Source organism: Acinetobacter sp. ANC_7504, assembly GCF_056779995.1.
In genome coordinates this window covers 42,308-55,318 of the sequence record NZ_JBWYIZ010000002.1, presented here as the reverse complement: position 1 = coordinate 55,318, position 13,011 = coordinate 42,308, and the positions used below count along the sequence as shown (strand labels likewise).

At 39.5% G+C, this 13,011-nt stretch carries 14 protein-coding genes; 8 read left to right on the top strand and 6 right to left on the bottom strand.

Going from position 1 to position 13,011, the window contains the following annotated elements; genetic code table 11:
* Positions 1-6: 6 nt before the first annotated feature.
* From AC1M9F_RS04160 to mhpT, 3 genes are all read right to left on the bottom strand, one after another.
* A complete protein-coding gene (locus AC1M9F_RS04160; protein WP_481595697.1) occupies positions 7-972 on the bottom strand; it encodes a bile acid:sodium symporter family protein in 966 nt (321 codons plus the stop codon).
* Positions 973-1,021: 49 nt separating this feature from the next.
* Positions 1,022-1,675 carry a bifunctional nicotinamidase/pyrazinamidase gene (gene pncA / locus AC1M9F_RS04155; protein ID WP_481595696.1) on the bottom strand — a complete coding sequence of 218 codons (654 nt, stop codon included), beginning with the start codon at positions 1,673-1,675 and terminating at the stop codon, positions 1,022-1,024.
* A 143-nt stretch (positions 1,676-1,818) separates the two neighbouring features.
* Positions 1,819-3,027 carry a 3-(3-hydroxy-phenyl)propionate transporter MhpT gene (gene mhpT / locus AC1M9F_RS04150; protein ID WP_035264856.1) on the bottom strand — a complete coding sequence of 403 codons (1,209 nt, stop codon included), beginning with the start codon at positions 3,025-3,027 and terminating at the stop codon, positions 1,819-1,821.
* Positions 3,028-3,708: 681 nt separating this feature from the next.
* Here mhpT and dapA point away from each other — a divergent pair.
* Genes dapA through purC form a run of 3 tightly spaced genes read left to right on the top strand, consistent with a single transcriptional unit; the run spans position 3,709 to position 5,988 of the window.
* A complete protein-coding gene (gene dapA, locus AC1M9F_RS04145) occupies positions 3,709-4,608 on the top strand; it encodes a 4-hydroxy-tetrahydrodipicolinate synthase (protein WP_092766583.1) in 900 nt (299 codons plus the stop codon).
* Positions 4,609-4,625: 17 nt separating this feature from the next.
* Positions 4,626-5,231, top strand: coding sequence for a lipoprotein-34 precursor (NlpB) (locus AC1M9F_RS04140; RefSeq protein WP_092766584.1), 606 nt, complete (start codon positions 4,626-4,628; stop codon positions 5,229-5,231).
* Positions 5,232-5,268: 37 nt separating this feature from the next.
* A complete protein-coding gene (gene purC, locus AC1M9F_RS04135) occupies positions 5,269-5,988 on the top strand; it encodes a phosphoribosylaminoimidazolesuccinocarboxamide synthase (RefSeq protein WP_092766585.1) in 720 nt (239 codons plus the stop codon).
* 419 nt (positions 5,989-6,407) lie between these two features.
* Here purC and AC1M9F_RS04130 read toward each other — a convergent pair whose 3' ends face one another.
* The 3 genes from AC1M9F_RS04130 to AC1M9F_RS04120 all read right to left on the bottom strand — a co-directional run bounded on the left by AC1M9F_RS04130 (position 6,408) and on the right by AC1M9F_RS04120 (position 9,529).
* Positions 6,408-7,682, bottom strand: a complete 1,275-nt coding sequence (locus AC1M9F_RS04130; RefSeq protein ID WP_092766586.1) for a replication-associated recombination protein A — start codon at positions 7,680-7,682, stop codon at positions 6,408-6,410.
* 102 nt (positions 7,683-7,784) lie between these two features.
* Positions 7,785-8,969, bottom strand: coding sequence for a PQQ-dependent sugar dehydrogenase (locus AC1M9F_RS04125; RefSeq protein ID WP_481597144.1), 1,185 nt, complete (start codon positions 8,967-8,969; stop codon positions 7,785-7,787).
* Between the two features lie 107 nt (positions 8,970-9,076).
* Positions 9,077-9,529 carry a YcgN family cysteine cluster protein gene (locus AC1M9F_RS04120; protein ID WP_481597143.1) on the bottom strand — a complete coding sequence of 151 codons (453 nt, stop codon included), beginning with the start codon at positions 9,527-9,529 and terminating at the stop codon, positions 9,077-9,079.
* Positions 9,530-9,719: 190 nt separating this feature from the next.
* Between AC1M9F_RS04120 and AC1M9F_RS04115 the strand changes: the two genes are divergently transcribed.
* From AC1M9F_RS04115 to AC1M9F_RS04095, 5 genes are all read left to right on the top strand, one after another.
* Positions 9,720-9,878: a DUF1328 domain-containing protein gene (locus AC1M9F_RS04115; protein ID WP_481597142.1), complete on the top strand. Its 159-nt coding sequence runs from the start codon at positions 9,720-9,722 to the stop codon at positions 9,876-9,878.
* Positions 9,879-10,107: 229 nt separating this feature from the next.
* Positions 10,108-10,845 carry a dienelactone hydrolase family protein gene (locus AC1M9F_RS04110; RefSeq protein ID WP_035264872.1) on the top strand — a complete coding sequence of 246 codons (738 nt, stop codon included), beginning with the start codon at positions 10,108-10,110 and terminating at the stop codon, positions 10,843-10,845.
* A 62-nt stretch (positions 10,846-10,907) separates the two neighbouring features.
* Positions 10,908-11,276, top strand: coding sequence for an HIT family protein (locus AC1M9F_RS04105; RefSeq protein ID WP_265596980.1), 369 nt, complete (start codon positions 10,908-10,910; stop codon positions 11,274-11,276).
* 106 nt (positions 11,277-11,382) lie between these two features.
* On the top strand, positions 11,383-12,414 hold the full coding sequence (mutY, locus tag AC1M9F_RS04100; RefSeq protein WP_416224315.1) for an A/G-specific adenine glycosylase: 1,032 nt from the start codon (positions 11,383-11,385) through the stop codon (positions 12,412-12,414).
* A 59-nt stretch (positions 12,415-12,473) separates the two neighbouring features.
* Positions 12,474-12,998, top strand: a complete 525-nt coding sequence (locus AC1M9F_RS04095; RefSeq protein WP_035264946.1) for a M23 family metallopeptidase — start codon at positions 12,474-12,476, stop codon at positions 12,996-12,998.
* The last annotated feature ends 13 nt before the right edge of the window (positions 12,999-13,011 follow it).

The following is a 13,011-nucleotide window of genomic DNA, read 5'->3' as shown; positions in this document are numbered from 1 at the left end:
AATCAGCTACTTAATCACATCATCGTCATATTCATGTTTTTTAAGGTGAGCTTTGTCACGCGTCGCCCAATAACTCGCCAAGATGGGTCCCGAAATATTGTGCCATAAACTAAAAATCGCACTTGGAAGTGCTGTAATGGGTGTTGCCGCAAAATGAACCGCAGCTAAAGCAACGCCTAAGCCAGAATTTTGCATCCCTACTTCTATCGAAACTGCTTTAGCATCTGCTTGATTAAGCTGCAATAATTTTGCAGCCCAATAACCTATAAAATATCCTAATCCATTATGTAAAATTACAACAGCAAGGATCAGTAACCCTGACTGTAAAATTTGCATTTTGCTTCCAGCAATAATCGCAGCCACAATCAATACAATCGCGATGACTGAAACCATAGGCATCATTGCGATATATCGATCTATTTTTTGCTTAAATAGGCCGCTCACGATCACCCCTAAAATGATAGGGAACAAAATCACTTGCATTACCGATACAAGCATTGCTACCGCATCTATATCGATCCACTGACTCGCTAAGAGATAAAAAATCAATGGTGTCAGCAAAGGTGCTAACATCGTTGAAACTGAGGTACACGCGACGGACAAAGCCACATTTGCCTTTGCCATATAAGCAATGACGTTAGATGCTGTACCTCCGGGACAACATCCAACAAGGAGTACGCCAACGGCAATTTCAGCGGGTAATCGAAATGCTATGCACAATCCCCATGCCAATAATGGCATCACTATAAATTGAGCACTCACGCCAACGGCAACCGCCTTAGGCTGGCTGAAAACACTTTTAAAATCTTCCCACGACAGGGTCATTCCCATGCCAAACATGATAATCCCGAGCATCCAAGTGATATAAGACTTAAGCCAAATAAAAGCTTCTGGCATATACATGGCAATTCCTGCAAATAGGAGTACCCACAGCGCAAAGGTTTTCTGCACGAATTGATTGCTAGCTTTCATTTAGAAGTTCACTTGTTGGATTAACGACGTATGATCTTGAGCCATGCCTTTAAATGGTCTGCGCTGAGTGTCTGAGAGTCATCAGTTCTTTGGCGTAAATTCGTTTCACACCTTGTGCAAGCATTTCTTGCCATGCATGTTGCAACGAACCATTTAAATCGATGCCTTTAGTCGCATCTGACACGACATAACTGTTAAAACCTAATTTTGCAGCATCAATTGCCGTCCAAGCCACACAAAAATCAGTGGCGATCCCGACAATGAAGATGTCACGAATTCCACGCTCACGCAGATAACCTGCTAAGCCAGTCGATGTTCGATGATCAGCTTCTAAAAAGGCAGAATAACTATCAATATGTGGATGAAAACCTTTACGAATGACCAACTGCGCTTTGGATATATTCAAGTCTGGATGAAAATCTGCATCATGTGTACCCTGCACACAATGTGAAGGCCATAACACCTGGCGGCCATAAGCTAATTCAATCGTCTCATAAGCAGACTTTCCAGGATGATTTTCAAAAAATGAAATATGGTCTTGAGGATGCCAATCTTGGGTAAGGACAACATTGTCAAAATGCCGAGCAAGTGAATTAATGGTTGGAATAATTTGATCTGAATTTGCTACCGCCAAATTTCCCCCAGGGGTAAATCCATTCTGAACATCAACAACGATAAGTGCACTTTGTTGTGGTTGGAACATCCTTTTCAGCTCCCAATATTTTTAAAATTGTTAGGGACTATTGCATAGGATCAAGAGAACTACAATTGCTTGAGTTGAAAATTTGATATCAAAATTCTATAAAAAAAGCCTGCATCAAGCAGGCTTTAATCTATGTTTTTGTCTTAATTCTGGATACGACGTACCAACATTAACATGAAGATTGCAGAAATAATAATACAAGGGATTGCTGCAGAGATTACGCCTGCTGCACCAAATCCAGCCGTTAATAATGATCCTGCAATTGCTGGCCCAAGCATAGCACCGATACGACCTACTGCTGATGCAACACCAACACCTGTACCACGTACTTCTGTTGGGTACACAATACCACCAAATGCGTAAAGCACACCTTGACAGCCAATCACGAAAGCACCAACCAATGCTGAAGCCAAATACATTTGTGTGAGTGAGCTTGCTGCATTCAACGCAAGAAGGCCAGCCAAAATACCACCGTACATTAACAAGATCACATAAGCTTTTTTCCAGCGGTCAGTTAATACACCTAAAATCACAGTACCTACAGTAGCACTTACCATGAAGTAGAATTGCGCTGTCGCACCTTCTTTTCTTGAGAAACCTAATTCTTGGAATAGAGAAGGTAACCAGCTGAGCATGATGTAAACCACCATGAGCGTGAAGAAATAGCTACACCAGATGAACATCGTACGAAGAAGATTCTGTGAATTAAACAAATCTTTAAACGAACCTTGTGGAGCTTCTGCAATTTCAGCTTCAGTTCTATTTTGCGTTTTCAAGAATTCTTTAGATTCAGGTAAGAACTTCATCATTACTGGAATAACAATTAATGGTAATAAACCACCAAGATAGAAAATATTTTTCCAATTAGCACCGAAATCTGTACTTGCAATTAAAGATAAGATCGCAGCACCGACAGGCATACCACAGTACATTAGCCCTACAGCACGACCACGATTTTGTGGGGTTACTGCTTCAGAAGCCAAAGTGATGAGAATTGGCATTGCTGCACCTAGCCCTGCACCTGCAAGGAAACGTACAGCCAATAAACTGTTAAAACTATTTACCCATACCGTACATAAAGTGAATACAGCGAAAACAGCAACAGACCAAATTAAAACTGTTTTACGACCAATACGGTCCGCAATACGCCCACCTACCAGTGCCCCAGGTAACAGACCTAAAATACCAGCACTAAAAAACACACCTAATTGTGAACTATCTAAACCAAAATGTTCACGAATACCCGCAGCTGCAATACCTGCAGCCTGAATATCTAAGCCTTCAATTACTGCAATGAGGAAGCAGATACCTACCGTCAAAATTGCATGTTTGTTACTTACTGATTCTTGCATTGAACTTCCCTCACTCATCAGCATTTGAGTCCGATGCCCGATTATCTATGTAAGTCAATGAAAGTGAGAGTTATCAAATGGTGTAATAAAATGTAATCAAAATAAGATTAAATTTCATACCTCTTGCCAACCAAAATAAATTCTAGTCTTCAAAACGATTAATTATTTTTTTTATTTAGGAAAAAACCAAGAAAAATCTATTATAAAATCTATAAGTATTAGAATAATTTAACCTTTAAGTAAAAAAAATAAGACGTTTTATAAATTATAATAATCACATAATTTAAAAATTATTAGTCTATTCACCTGTATATACATACATCTTAAATCTGATGTAAGTGATATAAGCTATTAATTCAGGGTAAATTGGTCAGATTTTAGTTCGAATTTTCATTTTTATCCGCAATACTTTCATAGACGAACATCTATCTTCACTGTAATTTAAATGCCTAACCATAAGGTCTTAAAATTGCTTTTTTTAAAAAAAGTTACTTGTTTTAACTAAACTTTTTTTTGACTGAAGTGAATTCATATTGTTCTTATTGGTAGCTTAGTTCATAATTTGCATACGCATTATCCAGTATGCAGGCATATTGGATCGTGATATAAATCAAAATACATACCCATCCAAACTTCGCTTCTCAACCTTCACTGGATGGAAAAATAGGATCGTGTTTTAAAATGACTACTCAGCAAGCTCAGGTAATTCAAGGCTCAATCGTCGCAATCGTCACTCCAATGTTTGAAGATGGAACTGTTGATTGGAAGGGTCTCGAGAAGCTTGTTGAATGGCACATTGAACAAGGTACAAACAGTATCGTTGCCGTGGGAACAACAGGTGAAGCTTCGACCTTAAGCATGGCTGAACACACTCAAGTGATCAAAGAAATCATTCGTGTAGCCAATAAACGCATTCCAATTATTGCCGGCACAGGCGCAAACTCAACGCATGAAGCGATTGAGCTTACCAAAGAAGCTAAAGAGCTTGGTGCAGATGCTGCACTTTTAGTAACGCCATATTATAACAAACCGACTCAAGAAGGCTTGTATCAGCATTACAAAGCAATTGCTGAAGCTGTTGATTTACCGCAAATTCTTTATAACGTACCTGGCCGTACTGGCGTTGATATGAGCAATGAAACTGTAGTTCGTCTTGCTGATATTCCTCAAATCGTAGGGATTAAAGATGCAACAGGTGATGTTCCTCGCGGTGCTGAGCTTTTAAAAGCACTTGAAGGCAAAGATATGGTGGTCTATTCAGGTGATGATGCAACAGCATATCAACTGATTGAGCATGGTGCGAAAGGTAATATTTCTGTGACCGCTAACGTTGCTCCAAAGCAAATGAGCCAAGTGTGTGCCGCTGGTTTAGTGGGTAATGCAGCTCAAGCAAAAGCAATTAATGATCAAGTTGCAAATTTACACGAAATTCTATTTTGTGAATCAAACCCAATTCCTGTGAAATGGGCACTTCATGAAATGGGATTAATTGGTACAGGTATCCGTTTACCACTTACTCCATTAGCAGAACAATATCGAGCTTCACTGCGTGATGCATTAAAAGCTGCGAGCATTATTTAAAGAAGAGTTTAACAACTATGCAACTACGTTTTGGTTTACCCCTTGCCCTTTCAGCCCTCAGCATGGTCGGTTGTAGTACGATTGGTATCGATAATGGTTCACTCGATTATAAAAAATCTACTGCACAAGCCCCGCTTAAATTCCCTGAAGGTTCAATGGTTAGACCAGCAACACCGCTTTATCCAGCGCCTGTTGTTGAACAGCTTGCAATAGACAATGCGCCACAAATGGTTAATAAGCGAGGTAATCGTTTTGAGCTACCTCGTCCTAATGTGGCACCAACCGTTTCTAATCCTGTTGAGAGTGAACAATCAACTGCTGTCGGTCGTCCACAACTTTTAACTGATGGAAATGGCAATCCGTTGATCAAAATTGACGGAAATTCTGCTACAATTTGGCAATACACAATCGCCACCCTCAGTAGCCTCAACTACAACTTTGTCAATCAACCTAAGAATCCCCATTCCGCGACAATTCAAGTGGATGGTGAAAGTTTAGTGCTTAAACTGACATCTGTAGGTTCGAGTCATACCTTGGCCGTGTTTACCCCAACTAACGCGTTTGCAGACAAACAAAAAGCTGCGAGCCTGTTAACCCAGATTTATCAAAACTGGCCAGCCTAGTCGTTCTAGGCATATTTTTTCTGAAAAAGGTTCCACCATGTTAAAACAAACCTTGCTCTATACTGGTAAAGCTAAATCCGTTTATGAAACCGATAGTGCAGACCACCTGATTTTAGTCTTTCGTGATGATGCCTCAGCATTTAATGGCGAAAAAATCGAACAGCTAGATCGCAAAGGTAAGGTGAACAACCGTTTTAACGCCTTTATCATGGAAAAACTTGCAGCTGCAGGTATCGAAACTCATTTCGAAAAACTTTTAACACCAAACGAAGTTTTGGTTAAAAAGTTAAACATGATTCCAGTTGAATGTGTAATCCGTAACTATGCAGCTGGTTCGCTTTGCCGTCGTTTGGGTGTTGAAGAAGGTTTAGAACTTACACCACCTACATTTGAATTATTTTTCAAAGATGACGCTTTGGGCGACCCAATGGTGAATGAATCTCAAGCCATTGCTTTAGGTTGGGCTACTGCTGAACAACTTGAGCGTATGAAAGAGTTAACTCACCAAGTAAACGTGGTGTTAAAAGATCTTTTTGCTCAAGGCAACATGCTTTTAGTTGATTTTAAACTTGAATTTGGTGTGTTCCATGATCGTATCGTTCTTGGTGATGAATTCTCTCCAGATGGTTGCCGTCTATGGGACAAAGATACCAAGAAAAAATTAGATAAAGACCGTTTCCGCCAAGGTTTAGGTGGTGTGGTTGAAGCATATGAAGAAGTTGCTACACGTATCGGTGTTGACCTTTCTGATATCTAAATCAAAATTTAGATAAAATGAAGCCGAGTCATATGACTCGGCTTTTTTGTATCTGTTGATATTATTTTTATATTTTCAAATTGTTGTTATACATTCATTATTTTTGTTAAGTCGCATTACCAATGCTCTCTCCTCATTGGTAATGCTATTAATTTATCGAATCGATATTTAAATAAGATGACAAATCTGGGGTCTTGATCATTAAAAAACTCAATTGTTGTTTTTGTTTTTAAATTTACACCCATTAATCGAATAAATTAATGCTATTTATTAAAATGATTGTTTTTACAATATTACTAAGTTCAACTAATATATTTTTATACCAGGCAACTACAGGAGTTGGTGGCTCAAGAGAGAGACTGTAGTTGCCGACCAGATGAATCGCTTTTCGCCCAGCTTCCCATAGAACTGGGCTTTTTTTATTGTTGTTGCTGCTCTTGCTGCCAACGTCGCTGCTGTAAACGCTCTGCTTCGACTTCACGCTTATTACGAGCTGATTCGTACAATTTGGTGCCTTTCAGCTCTGGAGGCATATAATCCTGCAACACGAAATGTTCTGGATAGTGATGTGGATATAAGTAATCTACACCATATCCCTGCTCTTTCATTAACTTGGTTGGAGCATTTCTTAAATGCAATGGAACTGGAAGATTTGACGTACGTTCAGCCAACTCTAATGCTTTATTGATTGCTAAGTAAGTGCTGTTACTTTTCGCGCTTGTGGCCAAATACACTGCACATTGTCCTAAAATAATACGGCATTCTGGCATCCCAACCGCTTGAACGGACCTAAAACACTCCCCAGCCAATAACAACGCATTAGGATTAGAATTTCCAATATCTTCCGAAGCGGCTATCAACATCCGACGCGCAATAAAGACTGGATCTTCCCCCCCCTTTAACATTCTCGCCATCCAATATAGTGCAGCGTCAGGATCACTTCCACGAATTGATTTAATGAAAGCTGAGACTAAATCATAGTGCTGCTCACCAGATTTGTCATATCGCGCAATATTTTGTTGAGCTACTTTTACCACGATGGCATTGGTGACAATATTTTCAACATCTGCTTCAAATGTGCTCGCAATGAGATCCAATAAATTGAGTGCTTTACGAGCATCGCCTGCGGCAAATTGAATTAATGCATCATATTCTTCGATGTGAATATGACGGTCTTTCAAAAATTGGTCTTGCTTGAGTGCACGTTCAATTAAATGTTGAATATCATGCTCAGATAATGCATTCAGCGTATACACCTGACAGCGCGACAACAAAGCATTATTGACTTCAAAAGAAGGATTTTCTGTGGTTGCACCAACCAGAGTAATCTTGCCTTTTTCTACTGCGCTCAGTAAGGCATCTTGTTGAGATTTATTAAAGCGATGAATTTCATCAATAAAAACCACTGGCACAATGAGATCGCCACTTTCCCCAATGATTTCTCGAAGCTCTTTAACACCAGTGTTGAGTGCAGACAAGCTAATAAAAGTACGATCTACAGCTTGAGCTAACAATAGCGCAATGGTGGTCTTGCCGACCCCTGGAGGCCCCCAAAAAATAATCGAAGGTAAATGTCCTTGGTCAATCATTTGACGTAAAGGTGCGTCTTCACCAAGTAAATGATCTTGTCCGATAATCTCAGACAAATCACGTGGACGTAAGCGTTCAGGTAGCGGAATTTGTGTATCGGACATATTTTTTATAGATCTCAAAGTGCTGTTGACTAGTCTACTATGTAATAGTCAAATTCCAATATTAATAGTCAAAACAACCATCACTATTCAACATTTTTCATTTTACTCAGATTCGAGTTTTGCTTTTAATTTGAATAAATAAGCTTGCGGTCCATCTTCTATTCCCCAAATTGTGCCATCCTTCGCTTCATGCAAGTCTCGTACTCGACCCCCCATATCCAAGCGCTGAATTTCTCGTACAGGTTCAGATTGTGGATCTACCACAATAATGGCTTTCGATGATAATCCACCGATTAAGGCTTTGTTCTTCCATTGTGGAAAATAGTTAGATTTATAAAAAATCAGACTCGAGGGTGAAATCACTGGAGACCAATCAAGTTTAGGGGCTATAAATTCAGGTCGCGTTTCATGATTCGGAATCTGTTTCCCATCATAGTGATCACCATTAGATACAATTGGATAGCCATAATTCTTACCTTTTTCAATAAGATTGAACTCATCGCCACCTTTAGGGCCCATTTCTGCCACCCACAAACGATTTTGATGATCAAATGCCATACCTAAAGGATTACGATGACCTAAACTCCAAATCTGCGCTGAGACACCACCTTGCTTGGCAAATGGATTAGATTCTTGAGCACGACCATCATCATACAAATATACAATTTTACCTAGATTAGACTGCATATCTTGTGCAGGCTGAAACTTCTGCCGTTCCCCTGAACTAATCCATAAATTCGCTTGCTGGTCAAACACTATACGATGTGCATAATGCCCCTGACCCGACACTTTAGGGACTTGCTCCCATATGCGTTCGATATCCGTCAGTTTCGGTGCTTCGATATTCGATAAATCCAATTTCGCTCGGATTACCACTGCACCAGACAATCCATTTTTTTCTTCGGCATAACTGAGATATAACCAAGCGTTATTATTGAAATTAGGATGAATCGAAACATCACCTAACCCACCTTGTCCGCCATAAGCAACTTGAGGCACAGCAGCCACGTTAAAACTACGTTTTGATTGTGGGTCAAACAACTTAAGTATGCCTGACTTTTCTGTAATTAACAGTTGACCATTTGGTAAAGTTGCAATCGCCCATGGTTCATTAAATAGAGCAATTTTTTCAACTTGATATCGTTGTTCTTGAGCTTTTGAATTCTCGTTTTTGACTGTTGATTCCTGCGGATTCTGTGCTTCACTGGCTTTATTTTGATTGGCATGACACGCCATTATGATTCCGCTCAAACCAACAATCCAAATCAGTTTTGCAGCTTTTAACATGCCTTTCCCTTTAATCCTTGAATATCAGTCTCAAGGATTAAACGGCAATGATCATTTTAAAAGTGTTTTTATATTACAAAATATGTGTTGTCTAGCAATTGAATGTACTAGCGTACCCACCGCACGATGTATTCATCTATTTCATTTTCATCAACAAGCTGTTCAGATATACAACGACCTGCTACAGATTTTCGAGCACTAATCACACTTTGTTTATTGCCTGTCACCAAGTGATGCCAATTCGGTAGCTTTTTACCTTCATTAATACGTCGATATGCACAACTCGGAGGTAGCCAGCGTATTTGTTGTAATTTTTCAGGCGTTAACTGAATACAGTCAGGTACATGCACCTGACGATTTTCATAATCTGAACAATGCCCCGTCTGACAATCTAGAAGTTTGCACGCAACTTTGGTATATGCGATTTCTTCGGTTTCATCATCTTCTAATTTAACCAAACAACACATACCACAACCATCACACAGTGCCTCCCATTCTGCTTGGTTCATTTCAAACAGTGAATAATGTTTCCAAAATTCAGGGCGTAAAGATGTGCTCATGATTCAGCTAAATATCAAAAATTTGAGTCAGTATATCACTAATAATTCTCATAAAATTTCATCAATCTCAGTTACAGTTGATTAACTAAAGAATATCAATACTCTACGTTAAAATACCCTTTGTATACATTTTGCTCAGTTTATTTTCTTATACTGAATGAACATTAATAAAAATTTATGGAGAATCAAAATGTTCCGTTGGGCGATTATTTTTGCAGTGATTGCATTGGTAGCAAGTTTGCTAGGGTTTGGTGGTGTAGCAGGCTTATCTAAAGATTTCGCAATTATCTTACTTGTGATTGCAGTGATTCTCGCAATTGTAGGCTTTATCTCAAGAGGCAAAGTCTAGTGTTCTAAATCACTAGATTAAATTGAAAACACAAGATTGATGAAAAGAAGAAGGTACTCCTTCTTCTTTTTTTATTTCTTTTTATCTGTTCATTGATACGCGTTTTATATATTCCAATCTTTCATAAATTCTCACATTTGATTTTACTTTCTTATTGCAAATTCATCACTTCGGAAAACATTTATGCTTTAATCTTTGCTGATTTTCATAAACGAAAGGACTTTCAATAATGACTTCAGCAATTCAAACAAGAGAAATTCAGTATAAAGCGGCAGATGGTACTCAATTGATTGGTTATTTTGCCGCACCTGAAAACTCTTCAGGAGCTGCAGGTATTATTGTAGCCCCAGAGTGGTGGGGTCGTAATGAATATACAGAACAACGTGCTCGAGAACTTGCAGAACAAGGATATGCTGCTTTTGCCATTGATATGTACGGCGACAAAAAGGTAACCACTGAAGCTTCTCAAGCAAATGAGTGGATGATGCAAACTTTCGCACAGCCTGAAACAATTGTACAACGCGCTACAGCTGCGTTAGACACTTTATCTGCACAGCCTGAAGTTGACGCAACTCGATTAGCTGCGATTGGTTTTTGTTACGGCGGAAAAGTTGTTTTAGATCTTGCTCGATCTGGGGCGAATTTAAAAGCAGTTGCTACCTTCCATGCTAATTTATCTGCGCAAACACCTGCTCAACAAGGTCAAGTAAAAGCTGAAATTCTGGTTTTGCATGGTGAGCTAGATAGCATGGTCACGCTAGATGATGTGGCACAATTTAAAGAAGAAATGTTTGCAGCTCAGGTGCCACATGAGGTCATTATCTTTGAGGATGCAAAACATGGTTTTAGCAATCCACAAGCTGATGAACGGGCAAAAGCCAATGGTGTAGATCTCGGTTATAACGCTGAAGCTGAGGAAAAAAGCTTAGCTGCGATGTATGAGTTACTGTCGCGTCACTTAGATTAATTACTTTCAAAGTTTATTAGCGCTAAGATTATTGAAGAAAGAAGATAAAATATAAGAGGAATATAAGGATGAGTGAACAATGTACTTATTGCAATCACGATGAATATGATGTGATTGATAAAAATGAATTCGGTGTGATTTTGCCAGAACAGCAGCCGTTGACTAAAGGACATTCCGTTATTATTCCTTTACGTCATGTGAGTTCTTTTTTTGAAATTACCGACAAAGAGCGTAAAAGTTTACAGTCGTTGTTAGAACTGGCACGTAACGAGTTAAAAATCCGTCATCATCCGGAAGGCTTTCATATCGCTTTTAATGATGGCAAAGTTTTTGGCGATGAAGAGTCGGAACATTTACACATCCATATTATTCCTCGTTACAAAAACCAACCGCTTAAATTAGATAGTCGTTGGGGCATTATTCAAGAGTAATGTTGATTTTACAAAAAGGCGCAATATGCGCCTTTTTTCATGCTTTTTTAAAAGGTCTTTGCCTAGATTGGTTATACTGAGCACAGATTGTATTAATGGTATTTTCATGTTTTCTTTTTCAACTGCGTTACTGGATTGGTTTGATGTACATGGTCGACATGACCTGCCATGGCAAGTCGCAGATGATCCTTACAAAGTTTGGGTCTCTGAAATTATGTTGCAGCAAACCCAAGTGAAAACTGTTCTGAAATACTATGATCGTTTTATTGAGCGCTTTCCGACGGTCACCGATTTAGGTCGTGCTACTTGGGATGAAGTTGCTCCTTACTGGGCAGGTCTAGGCTATTATGCGCGTGCTCGCAACCTGCATAAAGCAGCCACAATCGTAAGTCAAAATGGACATTTTCCAGAGACTTTAGAAGCTTGGATGGCCCTGCCAGGAATAGGTAGATCAACTGCTGGTGCATTGATGTCACTTGGATTACGCAAATACGGCGTGATAATGGATGGAAATGTTAAGCGTGTTTTAGCACGTTTCTTTGCCATTGAAGATGATTTATCAAAGCCTGTCCATGAACGTGCAATGTGGGAATTAGCCGAGCAACTCTGTCCTGAACAACGCAACCATGATTACACGCAAGCCATTATGGATTTGGGTGCAACAATTTGTACTCCTAAAAAACCACTTTGCCTGTACTGTCCAATGCAGTCAGAATGCCAAGCTTTAAAGCAGGGTCTGACACAAGAGTTACCATTTAAAAAGCCAAAAAAAGCAGTGCCTATAAAAACTGCGGATGTTTTATTACTGCGAAGTACTGAAAATACATGGTTATGGCAACAACGTCCGCATTCAGGCTTATGGGGTGGTTTATGGACCTTACCCATCATTGATGAAACTTCAGAATTTAGTCAATTGACTCAGCAATATGGTTTGGTGAGTAATCAATTACCAACTCAAATTTCACACAGTTTCACCCACTTTACCTGGTTACTGAATGCACATATTTTCCATGTTGATCTCGACCAGATGGAATACCTCCAAACAGAATTAGGAGGTGAATGGCTCGCTCCACAAGTTGTAACAGAAATGGGCATTCCAACTGCGATGAAAAAATTGATCTCAGCCGTGAATTTGTGACATAGTCGATTCAAATAAGTGTGGCTGTATCATATCAAGGAGTTCGAGTGACTAAGTATTTGCGACATTACATCATCCTAAGTGTAGCTATTTTACTTGTCGCCTGCAGTAGCCAACCTCCAAAACAAACGCCGCTTGATCCAACCCTCGTTGCTCGCTTACATATGCTTCCTTTGGATCGAAAATTACCTATCCCAGTACAAGGTGTAAAAGCGAGACAACTGACAGACACTTGGGGTGCATCACGAAGTCACGGTCGAACACATGAAGGCATTGATATCTTGGCGGCTCGTGGTACAAAAGTTTATAGTGCAACTGATGGAATTGTTCGCAGTATGCGCGATAATAAGCTGGGTGGGAAAGTCATTTGGATTTTAGGACCCGCTGGTTCTTGGCATTATTATGCGCATTTAGATCAGCATAAAAAAGGTCTCAATGAGGGTGACTTCGTGCGACGAGGTGACCATATTGGTTATGTCGGCAATACGGGTAATGCTCGACATACTGCCCCTCATTTACATTATGGAATTTACTTAGATGGTCGCGGTCGAGGCCCTGTCAATCCATACCCTTATTTACGTTAAATTAAAGTTTTTA

Excerpts from the sequence above, each read along its gene's own strand:
- AC1M9F_RS04160 (WP_481595697.1), bottom strand. The coding sequence starts at position 972 with ATGAAAGCTAGCAATCAATTCGTGCAGAAAACCTTTGCGCTGTGGGTA.
- pncA (WP_481595696.1), bottom strand. The coding sequence starts at position 1,675 with ATGTTCCAACCACAACAAAGTGCACTTATCGTTGTTGATGTTCAGAAT.
- mhpT (WP_035264856.1), bottom strand. The coding sequence starts at position 3,027 with ATGCAAGAATCAGTAAGTAACAAACATGCAATTTTGACGGTAGGTATC.
- dapA (WP_092766583.1), top strand. The coding sequence starts at position 3,709 with ATGACTACTCAGCAAGCTCAGGTAATTCAAGGCTCAATCGTCGCAATC.
- AC1M9F_RS04140 (WP_092766584.1), top strand. The coding sequence starts at position 4,626 with ATGCAACTACGTTTTGGTTTACCCCTTGCCCTTTCAGCCCTCAGCATG.
- purC (WP_092766585.1), top strand. The coding sequence starts at position 5,269 with ATGTTAAAACAAACCTTGCTCTATACTGGTAAAGCTAAATCCGTTTAT.
- AC1M9F_RS04130 (WP_092766586.1), bottom strand. The coding sequence starts at position 7,682 with ATGTCCGATACACAAATTCCGCTACCTGAACGCTTACGTCCACGTGAT.
- AC1M9F_RS04125 (WP_481597144.1), bottom strand. The coding sequence starts at position 8,969 with ATGTTAAAAGCTGCAAAACTGATTTGGATTGTTGGTTTGAGCGGAATC.
- AC1M9F_RS04120 (WP_481597143.1), bottom strand. The coding sequence starts at position 9,529 with ATGAGCACATCTTTACGCCCTGAATTTTGGAAACATTATTCACTGTTT.
- AC1M9F_RS04115 (WP_481597142.1), top strand. The coding sequence starts at position 9,720 with ATGTTCCGTTGGGCGATTATTTTTGCAGTGATTGCATTGGTAGCAAGT.
- AC1M9F_RS04110 (WP_035264872.1), top strand. The coding sequence starts at position 10,108 with ATGACTTCAGCAATTCAAACAAGAGAAATTCAGTATAAAGCGGCAGAT.
- mutY (WP_416224315.1), top strand. The coding sequence starts at position 11,383 with ATGTTTTCTTTTTCAACTGCGTTACTGGATTGGTTTGATGTACATGGT.